This is a genomic window from Microcystis sp. M090S1, assembly GCF_020246295.1.
Lineage (GTDB): Bacteria > Cyanobacteriota > Cyanobacteriia > Cyanobacteriales > Microcystaceae > Microcystis > Microcystis aeruginosa.
The window spans coordinates 1-13,547 of sequence record NZ_JADBTF010000314.1 but is presented as its reverse complement, the minus strand read 5'-3'; the positions used below and the strand labels follow the sequence as shown (position 1 = coordinate 13,547).

General features: G+C 43.0%; 21 protein-coding genes and 1 pseudogene. 17 read left to right on the top strand and 5 right to left on the bottom strand.

Going from position 1 to position 13,547, the window contains the following annotated elements; all coding sequences use genetic code 11:
• On the bottom strand, positions 1 to 47 hold a 47-nt coding region (locus tag IM477_RS23125; protein ID WP_353737100.1), incomplete at its 3' end, for a helix-turn-helix domain-containing protein.
• 90 nt (positions 48 to 137) lie between these two features.
• Here IM477_RS23125 and IM477_RS13865 point away from each other — a divergent pair.
• The 17 genes and pseudogenes from IM477_RS13865 to dcm all read left to right on the top strand — a co-directional run.
• A complete protein-coding gene (locus IM477_RS13865) occupies positions 138 to 1,412 on the top strand; it encodes an O-antigen ligase family protein (RefSeq protein ID WP_287732160.1) in 1,275 nt (424 codons plus the stop codon).
• A 229-nt stretch (positions 1,413 to 1,641) separates the two neighbouring features.
• Positions 1,642 to 3,105 carry a GUN4 domain-containing protein gene (locus tag IM477_RS13860; protein WP_287732159.1) on the top strand — a complete coding sequence of 488 codons (1,464 nt, stop codon included), beginning with the start codon at positions 1,642 to 1,644 and terminating at the stop codon, positions 3,103 to 3,105.
• A gap of 34 nt (positions 3,106 to 3,139) precedes the next feature.
• Positions 3,140 to 3,352: a type II toxin-antitoxin system HicA family toxin gene (locus IM477_RS13855; protein ID WP_002775450.1), complete on the top strand. Its 213-nt coding sequence runs from the start codon at positions 3,140 to 3,142 to the stop codon at positions 3,350 to 3,352.
• Positions 3,352 to 3,558: a type II toxin-antitoxin system HicB family antitoxin gene (locus IM477_RS13850; RefSeq protein WP_002792160.1), complete on the top strand. Its 207-nt coding sequence runs from the start codon at positions 3,352 to 3,354 to the stop codon at positions 3,556 to 3,558. Before IM477_RS13855 ends, IM477_RS13850 begins: the two co-directional genes overlap by 1 nt.
• Before the next feature lie 161 nt (positions 3,559 to 3,719).
• On the top strand, positions 3,720 to 3,920 hold the full coding sequence (locus IM477_RS13845) for a hypothetical protein (protein ID WP_016516387.1): 201 nt from the start codon (positions 3,720 to 3,722) through the stop codon (positions 3,918 to 3,920).
• A complete protein-coding gene (locus IM477_RS13840) occupies positions 3,914 to 4,126 on the top strand; it encodes a RelB antitoxin-like protein (RefSeq protein ID WP_002763396.1) in 213 nt (70 codons plus the stop codon). The genes IM477_RS13845 and IM477_RS13840 overlap by 7 nt, the downstream gene beginning before the upstream one ends.
• A complete protein-coding gene (locus tag IM477_RS13835; RefSeq protein WP_287732158.1) occupies positions 4,113 to 4,385 on the top strand; it encodes a type II toxin-antitoxin system RelE family toxin in 273 nt (90 codons plus the stop codon). The genes IM477_RS13840 and IM477_RS13835 overlap by 14 nt, the downstream gene beginning before the upstream one ends.
• Positions 4,386 to 4,466: 81 nt before the next feature.
• Entirely contained in the window at positions 4,467 to 4,676 is a 210-nt protein-coding gene (locus IM477_RS13830) for a DUF6887 family protein (protein WP_002763394.1), read from the top strand.
• 5 nt (positions 4,677 to 4,681) lie between these two features.
• Positions 4,682 to 4,888 (top strand): type II toxin-antitoxin system HicB family antitoxin, encoded by a 207-nt coding sequence (locus IM477_RS13825; protein WP_012267433.1) that lies wholly within the window; start codon positions 4,682 to 4,684, stop codon positions 4,886 to 4,888.
• Positions 4,889 to 5,295: 407 nt separating this feature from the next.
• Entirely contained in the window at positions 5,296 to 5,712 is a 417-nt protein-coding gene (locus IM477_RS13820) for an aspartyl protease family protein (RefSeq protein ID WP_287732157.1), read from the top strand.
• A gap of 240 nt (positions 5,713 to 5,952) precedes the next feature.
• Entirely contained in the window at positions 5,953 to 6,429 is a 477-nt protein-coding gene (locus IM477_RS13815) for a type II toxin-antitoxin system VapC family toxin (protein ID WP_002789671.1), read from the top strand.
• On the top strand, positions 6,426 to 6,638 hold the full coding sequence (locus IM477_RS13810) for a hypothetical protein (protein ID WP_004158042.1): 213 nt from the start codon (positions 6,426 to 6,428) through the stop codon (positions 6,636 to 6,638). The genes IM477_RS13815 and IM477_RS13810 overlap by 4 nt, the downstream gene beginning before the upstream one ends.
• 131 nt (positions 6,639 to 6,769) lie before the next feature.
• Positions 6,770 to 7,003, top strand: coding sequence for a DUF433 domain-containing protein (locus IM477_RS13805; RefSeq protein ID WP_008198375.1), 234 nt, complete (start codon positions 6,770 to 6,772; stop codon positions 7,001 to 7,003).
• A gap of 192 nt (positions 7,004 to 7,195) precedes the next feature.
• A complete protein-coding gene (locus IM477_RS13800) occupies positions 7,196 to 7,450 on the top strand; it encodes a hypothetical protein (protein WP_287732156.1) in 255 nt (84 codons plus the stop codon).
• Positions 7,451 to 7,482: 32 nt separating this feature from the next.
• Positions 7,483 to 7,812, top strand: coding sequence for a DUF6883 domain-containing protein (locus IM477_RS13795; RefSeq protein WP_287732155.1), 330 nt, complete (start codon positions 7,483 to 7,485; stop codon positions 7,810 to 7,812).
• 2 nt (positions 7,813 to 7,814) lie between these two features.
• On the top strand, positions 7,815 to 8,063 hold the full coding sequence (locus tag IM477_RS13790) for a DUF4926 domain-containing protein (protein WP_002789664.1): 249 nt from the start codon (positions 7,815 to 7,817) through the stop codon (positions 8,061 to 8,063).
• Between the two features lie 46 nt (positions 8,064 to 8,109).
• Positions 8,110 to 8,631 (top strand): annotated as a pseudogene (gene dcm / locus IM477_RS13785) (DNA (cytosine-5-)-methyltransferase); the annotation flags it as partial.
• Here dcm and IM477_RS13780 read toward each other — a convergent pair.
• The 4 genes from IM477_RS13780 to IM477_RS13765 all read right to left on the bottom strand — a co-directional run bounded on the left by IM477_RS13780 (position 8,596) and on the right by IM477_RS13765 (position 13,195).
• Positions 8,596 to 9,033 carry a pentapeptide repeat-containing protein gene (locus tag IM477_RS13780; RefSeq protein ID WP_287732154.1) on the bottom strand — a complete coding sequence of 146 codons (438 nt, stop codon included), beginning with the start codon at positions 9,031 to 9,033 and terminating at the stop codon, positions 8,596 to 8,598. The pseudogene dcm and the gene IM477_RS13780 sit on opposite strands and share 36 nt — an antisense overlap.
• 84 nt (positions 9,034 to 9,117) lie before the next feature.
• Positions 9,118 to 10,803 carry a DUF6345 domain-containing protein gene (locus IM477_RS13775; protein ID WP_287732153.1) on the bottom strand — a complete coding sequence of 562 codons (1,686 nt, stop codon included), beginning with the start codon at positions 10,801 to 10,803 and terminating at the stop codon, positions 9,118 to 9,120.
• Between the two features lie 31 nt (positions 10,804 to 10,834).
• Positions 10,835 to 12,562, bottom strand: coding sequence for a M6 family metalloprotease domain-containing protein (locus IM477_RS13770; RefSeq protein ID WP_287732152.1), 1,728 nt, complete (start codon positions 12,560 to 12,562; stop codon positions 10,835 to 10,837).
• Between the two features lie 138 nt (positions 12,563 to 12,700).
• Entirely contained in the window at positions 12,701 to 13,195 is a 495-nt protein-coding gene (locus IM477_RS13765; protein ID WP_287732151.1) for a response regulator transcription factor, read from the bottom strand.
• Between the last annotated feature and the right edge of the window lie 352 nt (positions 13,196 to 13,547).

Here is a 13,547-nt window from a genome sequence, read left to right as displayed (position 1 = left end):
TCTTGTTCGGGTGTGGGGTAAAATCGAAACGAATAGGCTTTTTCCATACCTCACATTTTAGCATATATTTCGTAAATGTGCTAATATTTAACAGTAAAGCCGTCGTAGAACGACGGGGTTTCAGACCCAAATTTTCGATGAAAAAGATTTTTTGTCAAGGGTGGGAGTGGAATTTAATACTTTTTTCAGTTTTTATTGCCATGATGCTGCCGGAGTTAGCGGGTATCGGCATTATTATCGTGTTAATTAGGGTTTTTACCGGCAATTTTCGGGCAATTATCCAGTCACGTCTCAATCAAGGTCTCGGTATCGTCACTCTTTGGTTAATGATTAGTGCCAGTCTTTCCCCAACTCCGGGGGATGCTTGGATTGGTTTAGGAAATTTCCTGCCTTTTTTCTTCTTTTTTAGCAATATTCGGCAATTAATTAAAAAACCCTCTCAATTGCGTCAACTAGCTTGGGTGATGGTTATTCCGTCGGTTTGGGTAGTGGTGATGGGATGGGGACAAATTTTTCTCGGTTGGCAAAAACCGGAAGCATTAAAAGGGATTTTTACCTGGCCCTACGGGGCGGGGGGTGAACCGGACGGGCGGATGTCTTCGGTTTTTATGTATGCTAATCTTTTGGGGGCTTATTTATTAATAACTCTGATTTTAGCGATCGGTTTATTAATTCTAACTTTGCGGCAGTGGCACAGACAAAGAAATAACCTTTTAAATCTCAAAGTCGGGTTTTTAACTTTAACCATATTGATCGACAGTGTAGGGCTATTTTTAAGCAATTCTCGCAATGCTTGGGCCTTAGCCTTTTTAGGGTGCCTAATTTTCGCCCTTTATCTGGGTTGGAATGCCTTAGTCGCCGGTTTTATCCTCTTGGGGGGGGTGATTTCCCTCGCTTCTTGGGGACCAAATCCTTTCAGGGATAGTGTGCGTTTTTTGGTTCCTAGGGCGATTTGGGCGCGATTATCCGATGAAATGTTCCCCAATCGCCCTCTAGCGACTCTCAGATCAACTCAATGGCGTTTTACTCTAGAAATGACCCAAGAAAGACCCCTATTCGGTTGGGGATTACGCAGTTTTACACCTCTCTACGAAAAAAGTCAGGGATTATGGTTAGGTCATCCCCATAATTTATATTTGATGTTAATGGCAGAAACGGGAATTATTGGCTTAATTTTGTTGTCTGTTTGGGTGGGTTGGATTTATGCTCAAGGGTGGCGTTTATTTATCTTTCTACGGCAACAAAAAGCCGGGGGTGAGTTAATTATCTTTACCTATCTGGTGGCCTTTGGTGCTTGCGTTTTGTTTAATCTCGTCGATGTCACCCTCTCCGATGTCAAGATTAATACTATTGTTTGGTTTCTCTTGGCTGCTATTGCCGGGGTGAGTCAAAGGTTAAATTATGAATTATGAATTGGGAAGTGGGGAAGTGGGGAAGTGGGGAGAATAAATAAAAATAATCTCCTGAATACTGACTCCTGACTCCTGATACTAAATCTGGTTATTAAAGACTGATTATTTATTCCCCTTTTTGCATGAGTGCATGAGCAGAAAACGGGTTTCTCCGAGAAACCCGTTTTCTGTGCGTTACTCAACGGATTTAGTATAATAGGGGTTATCTTCCCATACTTGTCAAACGGCTATGAGTCTCTGTCTCAATCCCGATTGTTCGCATAAAAACACCCCCACGGATAAATTCTGTCATAAGTGCGGTTCTCAATTACTGCTCAGAGAACGTTATCGAGCGCTAAAATTAATCGGTCAAGGGGGTTTTGGTAAGACATTTCAAGCGATAGATGAGGATAAACCCTCAAAACCCTACTGCGTCATTAAACAATTTTTCCCATCCGCGCAGGGAACAGGAACTTTACAAAAAGCAGCAGAATTATTTAAAGAAGAAGCGATTCGTTTAGATAGTTTGGGAAGATACCCACAAATCCCCGAACTTTACGCCTATTTTACCGCTAATGACGGGCGACAATATCTCGTACAGGAATATATCGAAGGACAAAATCTCGAACAAGAATTAAAACAGGAAGGAGTATTTAACGAAGCCAAAATTAAACATCTTTTATCAGAGATTTTACCGATTCTAGAATTTATTCATAGTAAACAAGTAATTCATCGCGACATTAAACCCGAAAATATTATCCGCAGAAAAAGCGATAATAAATTGATTTTAGTTGACTTTGGGGCGGCAAAATTTGTCAGTCCTTTAAATCGTTCCATGACAGGAACAATTATCGGTTCTGCGGAATACGTCGCACCAGAACAGGGGAACGGGAAAGCAGTTAACGCCAGTGATTTGTATAGTTTGGGTGTAACTGGCATTTATTTATTAACAGGAATATCTCCCTTTGATTTATTCGATGGGGGAGAACACCAATGGGTATGGCGACAGTGGTTAGTTAATAATCCTGTTAGTAATGAGTTAGGGAATATTCTCGATAAATTAATTGAATTTGGCACGAAAAAACGCTATCAATCAGCGTCAGAAGTGTTGTCAGCTTTGCAGATAAAAACATCAGTCTTTATCCCCCAGACAACTATTCAAAAGCCTGTTAATCCCGTTATTTCCGTTCCCCAAACTCCCCCATCTATCCAGCTTAACAGTTCCAAAGGAATCGATTATCGAAACTTAGAGGATTTATTAAAACGGCAGCAATGGAAGCAAGCGGACGCAGAAACCGCCAACGTGATGCTACAGGCTGCCAACCGCACAAAAGAAGGATGGCTACGGGAAGAGGATATCGATAATTTTCCCTGCGAGGATTTGCGAACCATTGACCAATTATGGGTTAAATATAGTGGCGGTCGCTTTGGTTTTTCCGTGCAGGCGAAAATCTACCACGAACTCGCTGGGACGCGGGAGTATAATGAAAGATTTTGGGGCGCTTTCGCAGATAGAGTAGGCTGGCGAGTGAATAATAGCTGGATATACTACACAGATGTTACTTTTGACCTAAAAGCACCCCTAGGACACCTCCCTGTTTTGGAGAATAGGTGGTGGTGGTCAAAGAAGGGAAGTGTGGGGTGTTGGGGTGTTAATTTAAGAAATAGATGGTTCTCTTCCCTCGCGTCGAGACTTGCAAAATGTAACATATAAAGGTTACAGCCAATTTTTAAGAATCAGATATAACATGAAAGTTAGAGATGTAATTAGATTACTAGAACAAGATGGATGGTATTTATCGAGAACAAGGGGAAGCCACCGACAATTCAAACATTCTCTGAAATCAGGTTTAGTTACTGTTCCGGGTAAGCTGTCCGATGATTTAGCGATTAAGACTTTACGGAGTATTTTCAAACAAGCTCAATTGAATAAATATCTAGAAGAAGGAGACAATAACTAATGCGTTACGCGATTATTATCGAAAAAGCTGAAAATAACTATTCCGCTTATGTTCCTGATTTACCCGGTTGTGTTACTACAGGTAAAACCCTAGAGGAAATCGCAGAAAATATGAAAGAAGCAATTCAATTTCATCTAGATGGATTACAAGAGGAAGGGCTGCCAATTCCCCAACCAGCCACCTATTGCGAGTATATCGAAGCGTAACCGATCACCTGCATCCTGTCCGCGACTTTTATCTGTTAACATGGAACTGTAAACATATTACTAATGCTCAAATTCAGAAAAAACTTCTCAATATATGCGCGGATTTCGGCTACAAATTACCGCTAATCTGTACACCTTACGAGTTAATGGGAGAATGAGCCATGTGGGAAGATGAAATACTCGAAGAAATTCATAAGATTAGAGAAGAACACGCCAAGTCTTTCAACTACGATATAAAAGCGATTTGCGCCGATTGGAGGGAGAGACAAGCGAAAAGTGGTAGAAAATTAGTTCGGTTAAATACCGCCCAAAACATGACAAAAAATAGCGAAAATGATACTATTGAGAGAACCAAATGCTAGAAATTAACAAAAGCTATGTATTAGACAAAGATCAAAAGCCGATTGCCGTTCAAATTCCCATTGCTGAATTTGAAAAAATCGAAGAAATCCTAGAGGATTACGGACTAGGAAAACTCATCGAAGAAGTTGAAAATGATCAAATCCTAGACAAAGAAAAAGCCTTACAATATTTAGAATCGCTTAAAAACAAAAATGTGGAAGGTTGAATACAACAAGAGATTTTTAAAAGAATTAACCTCTTTGCCAAAAGACATACAATCTCGCGTTGAGTTGATCGTATTTTCCGAATTAGAAACCGATAATCCTTTTGAATTAGGCTATCTCGATAAAATGAAAGGACATAAAGATAAATATAAAATTAGAGTTGGAGATTATAGGATTGGACTGACTATTGATAAACCCAATCAAACCATCATCTGTCAACGAGTCGCACATCGTAGAGAAATTTACAAAACTTTTCCTTGATAGAAAAATACCGCTATCTTTATCTGTCAATTACTTTCTAATCATTTTAATCGATGAACAGGGGAATTGGAACTTTGAATTATGAAAAAATCACCTTCGGAAATGACTAACGCAGAACTCCGTCAGTATCTTTCGGAACATCGAAACGAAGAAGCTATTTTTAGTGAAGCACTAGAAGTATTATTAAGCCGAAAAAAAGACTGGTTTAAATATCCCGCACCTCAAACGATGTCCTATAAAGAAATAGAAACGATTTTCAAGGAAAAATTAAATCAAATAATTGAGGAATAGAAATCGTGCGTTATGCGATTATTATCGAAAAAGCTGAAAATAACTATTCCGCTTATGTTCCCGATTTACCCGGTTGTGTTACTACCGGTAAAACCCTAGAGGAAATCACAGAAAATATGAAAGAAGCGATTCAATTTCATCTGGATGGTTTACAAGAGCAAGGGCTGCCAATTCCCCAACCAGCCACCTATTGCCAGTATATCGAAGCGTAACCGATCACCTGCATCCTGTCCGCGACTTTTATCTGTTAACATGGAACTGTAAACATATTGCCAATGCTCAAATGCAGATCTTGTAGGTGGGGTTGAGCGAAACAATACTGGATCGAAAATGGCTCAGTTATGAGAAATTTGCACGGTGAATAGATAGCTTTATGAGAAAATGGAAAGGTAATGCAATCCTCTAAGCCAGATGACTATAGCAGAGCTATTTCCTACTTTGAGAAGTCTGCCTCGTGCAGACAAGTTGAAGGTGATGCAATTTCTGATCGCAGAACTAAGTAAGGACGAGGAGCCAAGCCTACAGCCAGGAGCAACATATTTACTCTCGTCGCCGCTTAATTCACACGCAGCGGCGCAGAAACTTGCTCAACTCCTAGATTCGGAACAAGCAACGCACAATGCGTAACGCCCAACGATTTAACTTTACCGAAGGATTCGATGGATTTGGTGTCCCCGATGCCTTGCCTCAACTACCCATATCTCTGACATACCAAGATAGATCCGTAGAGTTTTCAGCACTGTTAGACACGGGTGCGAGTGTCAATGTCTTGCCTTATAGCGCTGGAGTTCAACTTGGTGCGATTTGGGAAGAGCAGACAACCTCTGTCAACTTAGCTGGTAATTTGGCTTCGATCGAGGCGCGAGGTTTACTGGTTTCGGCACAGATTGGTAATTTCAACCCAGTTCGGCTGGTTTTTGCTTGGAGCTTGTCTGATGATGCACCTTTACTACTGGGTCGGATGAATTTTTTTCTAGAATTTGATGTCTGCTTCTATCGTTCACAACTTGTTTTTGAAATCTGCCCTAAATCCTAAAATGCACGGCGATCGCTGATCTTGTAGGGTGCGAAAACGCGCGTGTAACGCACCGCTAATGTTTGGGATAAAATGGAGAAGCTTCAATGCGATCGAGTCCAAGTGCGATTGCTCTGAGAGATGATCGAGGTCAAGCATGACAGTGCAACAACTTCGTTACAGAGATAGGATAGTAGAATAGAGGGGGCTACCATACCGCTGCTTCAGGCTTTAATTTAGTCTTGTCGATCAGTTATTATCATGAAAGAAAAAGTGTACTTGGATTCCACGGTTCCGAGTTATTACTTTGATGAGCGTGAAGCTCTAAAAACTTTTACCGAAATCACAAGGAAGTGGTGGTCGGAGATGTCCAGTTATTATGATTTATATATTTCGGATGCCGTGCTTCAAGAACTAACCAACGGAAACTATCCGCGTAAAGCTGAAATTATTCATTTGGTTTCGACGATTCCTTTACTACCGCCGACTTCTGCTCTTGAACAAGTTGTCGAGTTTTATCTTGCCAACTATGTCATGCCAAGGTCTCTTGTGGGCGACGCTCTACATCTTGCCTATGCCAGCTATTTCGACATTCAATATCTCGTTACTTGGAATTGCAACCACCTAGCGAATGCTAACAAACGGAAGCATATTCGCGTTATCAATGCCCGCCTTGGTTTGTCAACACCTGAAATTGTCACACCACTTGAACTATTCAAAGAGGAGAATAACTTATGATCCACTCAGAGATTTTGCAAGAAAAAGATAAAACTCAAACAAGATTATCGGAGGAATGCACGTCTATCCATGACTATTTAGTTAAGTCTCGCATTGCTGCGGAAAAGGCTGCGGAATCCTACGGGTTTACTCTCAAGTATGCTGAAGAAATTCATAAAATTCGAGAAGAACACACCAAAGCTTTCAACGCCAACACAACAGCCTCTTAGGTTGGCTTGAGCGAAACGCTATAGATTGATTCTGATTAATTGCCAATTCATTGCCAACACAAGAGTTAGGGCGATAATGATTCATGGCTGTATGTAACAATACAGAATAAGTTTATCTCAGGAGTTCCACAGTGATTAAAGAGCTAGACCGTATTACTGTTAATCCACAAATATGTCTTGGACAGCCAACGATTCGAGGAATGCGTATCACTGTAGGATTTGTTCTGAAACTGTTGGCTAGTCAGTTATCTATTCAGGAAGTTTTAGAGGCTTATCCAGAGTTAGAAGAGGAAGATATTCGTCAGGCTATTAATTATGCAGCTTGGGCTGTATCCGATTATATCGTTAGCTTCACTTCGGCATGATTTCTTATTCCGAGGCTCTGCCTTAGAACACCATATCTAAGGCTCTACCTTAAACCAGTATTCAGGTAGAAACTGAAGGGAGCGTTCCCCGGTAGAATATGGGAACGGGATAAAATTGTCAAATCCATATCTTCTCGTGCATCGATTGAAATATAGTTATTAATTAATATCCATCTCACAACACTTTAAATCATGAAAGGTATTCAGTATATTGTCGATGAAACAGGAGAAAAAACAGCAGTTGTTATCGATCTAAAAGAATGGGGTCAACTGTGGAATGAGTTTTATCAAAATTTACTCGATCGCTCTCCCGGCAACGAAGACTGGATAAATCGATCGCCTTTTCGAGAAAAATTAGATCAAGCTCTCCCATGGAATGCTAATCATCCACCGCAGTTATCATATCTAGAATCCCTAGAGAGCAAACTCGAAAATAATGAGTGCTGAAGAAAAGGCTAGAAAACTAAGTAGATTGAGCGATGCAAATTCCATCTAAAGCAATTATTCCAGAGGATAAACTTACTCGTTATCTTCTCGTATTCAGAGACAAAGATGACAAATCAAAATTTTTAGCACAAGCAGGATTTACTCTCGAGAATGCGGCCAGTTTGCAAAAAGCGATTATTCAGCTAATTACCGTAGAAGATGCGATCAAAGATGGTAAAAATGAATACGGTATCTTTTATCGAGTTGAAGGAATGCTAGAAGGAGTTAACGGAATCAATTTAGCAGTGGTTACAATATGGATACTGCGATACATTGACGACTGTTTTCAGTTTGTTACTCTCAAGCCCCGAAAGGATAGATAATTATGGATGTTAGATTATACGATCATGTGGTTCTTTGTCTTGATGTTCCCGAAGACAATCTAAAATCGGGAGATGTGGCAGTATTAGTGGATTTAATCCCCCATCCTAGCAATGGCGAAATGGGAGCAATTTTAGAGGTTTTTAACGCTCTCGGTGAGTCAATTTCAGTAGTTACTGTGCCAATTTCGGCGATTAAACCCCTACAAGCAAATGAAATATTTACCGTCCGCTCTTTAGTGAAAGTTGAGTAATTTAAAATCAAAGATAATGTCCCTATCGCTGCAATTTTAATCACCGATGACTCTCCTGAAAGATAGCAAAAAAATTCGTTTTATTGACCTCTTTTGTGGTTTAGGATGGTTTCGAGTTGCAATTGAACAAGTTTGTCGCCAAAAAAACTTAGAATCTGATTGTGTTTTTTCCTGTGATATAGATAAAGATGCTCAGGCAATTTATCACGCTAATTTTGGCGACCAACCCCAGGGAGATATTACCGAAATTGCTGCCCTAGATATTCCAAATCACGATATTTTAATGGCAGGATTTCCCTGTCAACCCTTTAGTATTTGTGGTGATTTAAAGGGATTTGAAGATACCAGAGGCACGCTATTTTTTGAGATTGCCCGTATTTTAAAAGCCAAACAACCCGCAGCATTTATTCTGGAAAATGTCAAGCAATTGCAGGGACATCAACAGGGAAAAACCTTAGAAGTTATTCTCGATACTTTGCAAGATTTAGATTACCATACCGATGATCGGGTTTTGAATGCGCTTAATTTTGGCCTACCGCAAAAAACGGAATCCATCAGGCCATTGGGTTTGAGCATTATAAATAATATCCGTGAGGATGGTATTTTGGAGATTAGCCAGACGCAAATCGGCGCTGCTTAAATCCGCTTGTTGCAAATTGGTTCCTAACAAACTAGCTTGACGGAGAATTGCACCGCTAAGATTGCATTGGCTAAGATTGGCAGTGCCGAGGCTGGCCCCACTAAGGTTAGCTTGACTAAAGTTCGCTTTTGCCGCTTGCACAGACCACAAAATCGCCTTGCTTAAATTGGCACCCCGGAAGTTAACTGATTCTAGATTGGCATAGCTAAAGTCAAATTCACTGAGATTCAGACCAGATAAATCCAAACCTTGTAAATTTTCACCGTTTAAGCCGATCTTTAAGCCATTGTTGATCGCGCTCTCCAGTTGTTGACGGGTGACGCTAGACATTGTGTAGCAAGGAAAAAGTAAAAAAGCCTGTCAAGACGGGGAGCTTGCCCGTCTTAACATGATTAAAACTGGATTCGATCGCAGTTAACCAAACAAGGGTACAGTAACCCAATAACGTTTACGATAACCATTGCCAAAGTTAACTTCGATCGCTTTGCGGGCGATCAAAATCGCCTCATCGCCGTCAATATCGTAGCCAATCTCGGTGGAATTGGGTACAGTGGTGAATTCTAGAGGCATTCCAGCGCCACCGCGAGCAGACAGGGAAGCCAATTGTCGGCTAAACTCTGCCGCTAGTAACTGCTCATAGTTGCTAGGTTCGGGTGCTAAGACAGGAGCGATATCACCCTGGGGAGGCGGCGCACTGGCAGAGCGTACAGGACGACTACTTAACTGTTCGAGCGAGCGGACTGATGAATGCACATCGGTGACAGTACCATCGTTATCCAGGGCAATTCGCACCGTACCCGCCCCCGGGGTAATCACTGGGACACCATTAATCAACTGTCGGAATTGGACAATCACACCAGTAGTAAACGGTCCGTCCAATTGTCCCGAACCGTTAGCCGTACCGCCGGCTTCGGAAGATAAGATAATTCGATCGAACACCACTGGGACTTCTTGGTCAAGACCGTAACGCCAGACGGCCTCCTGGGCTAAGGTTTGGGCGCTGTCCATAGCCAAGGGGTTGTAATTATAACGGTTAGGAGTTGCCAAACGAACATCAATTGACCCATCACTACCGTAGGCGATGCTTTGTTCCCCCGTCACCACGCGATAGGAGCCATTTCTGGTACTACCAACTTCTGACGGGATTTCCAGGTCAAGACCAAATCGTGCCGCTAGGCTGCGGGCAGCGGGTCGAGTAGCGTCTAGGGGTTGCAAACGACCGACGAGGAGATGCTGGGGTAAGACCAGTTGTGGTTGGCTACTGCGAGCCACATTGTACCATCGCCACCAATACCAAGCATTACTGACCCGTTCGCGAGAAAAATAGCGTTCATTAAAGAGACGATTTTTCGCCTCATCCGCACTGGCACCGCAGGCCACCACCGAGGGGGCCTGGTCGTGGGCAATGCGCCAACTAGCATCTAACCAAGCGGTACTTAAAGGCTTATTCTTGTTCCATTCTTCCCAGAAAAATTTACCGTAATTGGGATTATCCCAACTAACAGTTTCATAGCCGAAGAGCATTCGCCAACCGCGATTACTAGGATTCCAAGTCCGAATCGGGTTGTGACCGCCCAGAACCCGCAGGGAAAGACAGGTAGACAGAAAAATGTATCTGACCCGCTCGTTACCCCAAATTAACTTATCACTGCTAGAGACGATCGTACAACCTTCGCTACCCCAAGGTTTGCTCATCGGTAGATAAAACACGCCATTGGCATCCATCCCGCCATGACCAGAGTGATAGAAGGCCATGACCGCATCTACCCCGTAGGTATCTTGCCAATCATCGTAGGGTTCGTAGTAAAGCCAGGGTTGTACGCCACAATCCTGATACCAAAAGTTTAAGGGGGTAAACTTTTTCACATAGTCTAACCAGCCTTGGGCATCTTCATGGGTATAGCGCAGGGTGCCAAAGGAGCAACCACAGCCCACTTCAATACTACAGCCGCCATAGAGATTCGCTCCGCCACGCAGGCCATCTTTGCTATCCTGACCGAGGGGGTTTTCGGCAAAGAGAGGAACGGCGGGAATTTCTGGTGTTTCGGACTTAGGAAGGTTAGCTGCGGGGGGAATTTGAGTCGGTTGTGTTAATGTCATGGTATTTTCCTGGTTAAATCTTGAAAAAGTTTTAAAAAACGTAAATTTCCTGAATCACGTTGTTTTCTAGACGCAGATTGACGGGAAATTTTCTTTCCTTAGCGGCGGACAGCAGGCCAAGCATCCCCAAGAAAACACTGTCACTCTCGCTGGCAATCTTGCGCCAGCCGAGGCCGTCCACATAGGCGGCCGCATTGCGTTCTTGGTTAATCATCCACAAACCGGTAATCTGCTTTTTCTCTAGCCAAGCACTGCCGGGGACAGTGAAGGTCATCGTGGCAGCAACGGCAGAAATCTGGGCGATTTTTAGGCCAGAGTTGCTACCATCCCACCATTTGCCAGCAGGACTGGTGCTATCGGAAAACTCGGTTTTATAGGAGGCTCGAAATAGGTCGGCGTTATCACCAGCATTCACACCTTTCTCCAAATCGAAGCGATTATCGGCCTGTTCTAAGGAACATTCGTAGTGTTGGCTAGGAGTCATCTGTTCCTCCTCGTTACCATTCTTCTGTTCGTCCACGTGCCAGATGGCTAGGCCCGCATCGGGGAGGAATGTATCCCGGCCAGTTTTCTGCCGGTTTTCGATCAGGAAATACTCGTTAGCGTTCTTACTGTAGAGGTAAAACTCATTCTTGGCCGCAGGAAGACTGGCGGTAAGACCTGGAGTTATCGCTGTCACTTTGCTGGCCCAACCGGCTTCATTTTTGAGGTAGGCACAAACTTGTACGGGATTTTTATCATTGCCTCCGTAACACATCAGACAATAATTACCCACTCCTGCCGATTGACCGCCATAATCGTAGAGGTCGGGAAAATCGCAAATCATGTGACCATTTTCATGACAGAAGGTACGCAAGGTCAGTTCACTACCCATATTGGTGATTTGGTAGTCGTATAACTTCTTGCCCCCCCCGACATCGTAGGGTGAAGCTAAACTCCAGGAATGAGGCCATAGTCCTTCGGCCCAATTGTTGACCCGCGGTCCGACATAGAAGACATTTAAGGCATAAATTAAACCGTTACTATCACTACTCAACTGACTAAAGTTAAAGCCTTGGGATTTCAAATAATTGAGGGCTTCTAGAATCAGTTCTCGGGCGCGAGTACCATAGTCGATCGCTGGATCGGTATAATAGGAGCGATTATGGGCGGCGGTGTAATATTGGGTGACAACATTGGTATAGGTTAATTTTCCCTGGGAGTTGTCGTAGAAATAATCCCGTACTGACCCTTTATTGCCAAATCCGGCGTAACCAGGTAGGTTACAGAAGTTGCTGACTTCCTGTTGGGAAATGCTGGCGGCAACGTCGGGAAACTTAATCAAGATACATAATCCCAGATAGTTGCCCACAGTTACTGTTGAAGCTGGTCTGGCATCAGCACTGGTCGTCGCACTGATTCCCTGCAGCTGAGTTTTTTTTTGCTGACGACGGACTCGCCATTGACTGAACCCTTCCTGTAGCATCGGTGCGCTCTGAGCTTGTTGTTTGGCACTCTCGGTCTCGATGCTTAGATGGGGCTGGATGCCGAGGCTTTGGGGTGCTACTTGGCCGACTATCCCATCGGTGGCTATCAGTTGGCTTTTGTCTTCGGAAAGCTGGGCGTAGGTGTAAAAACCATTGTCAGGGTTTTTGACCACGGTATAGCCATCTAGGGTTTCAAAAACAGCATAATACTGGTTTCCCGATCCCCTGACCCGGATAGTGCTGCCGTCGGGATTGGTGAAGGTAAATTCCTCATTCACAAAGGGTGTAGGCATAGATTTGATTCTCCTTGCCAAATAAATTTTGGCTTTCTCGATGAGAAGCTCTGTTCAAGAACTAAGTACAGGACAATGCACAATTTCAATAATCATCAAATTTTTCTGGGTTAACAATACGATGATCCGCGTAGGGAATTATGAAGATATCGCAGCAATCTGCCCTTTCAGTAGCCCCAACTTTTCGAGGGCAACTATAACCGCTGCCGTCCGAGTTTGTACCCCTAGTTTCCCGTGAATATGTTCTAGATGTTTTCGCACGGTTCCTTCGCTACATCCGATCACTTTTGCTATGGCGGCATTACTTTTATCTTGGGCAATCCAAAATAGCACTTCTGCTTCCCTTTTAGTCAGTCCCAACAATTCTAAGGCCGCAATCGAAAAAGAGGGCAGTTCTTGTTCTTCTAAGATTAGGAGAAACTGTTCCCCGATCAGACTGGGAATCAGAAAAATGATTAACTGTCGTCCCTCTTGTTCTAGGCGTAAGGGTGAACAGGAAAAGGCTTGGTCATCCTTGGCTAGGAGTCGGGCAATCGGATGTTTAAACCACTTTTGCAAGGGTTCTGGTAAGGTGTTCGGGGTATGGGAGAGGGAATACTGGTACAGCAATTGTTCAGATCGTTCCGTAAGCATTTGCACGCTTCCAGCTATATCCATGACTATTAAACCTATCTGCTGGCAAAATTGGGGTAATCGTGGCTTTATTGCTTTTATTTGATTATATTTGTCCTTATTGTTTTCTGGCTCTCTCTCTGGGCTAGATAGCAAAGCTGCGAGACAGCGATCGCAACTTACTGAGAGCTTTGGCATCAATCCCATAAATTTCTCCACTATTCAAATAATTATGGTTCTTCGGTTTGTGTTATGCAATGTACGGGGGTTATAAGGGATGGAACCCTTATCTAGAAAGGCATTGCTGCGATTTTTGTCAATTGTTTTTTATCTAGAGCGAACTAATCAATTAAGTCTCTTGCCAGATAAGGAT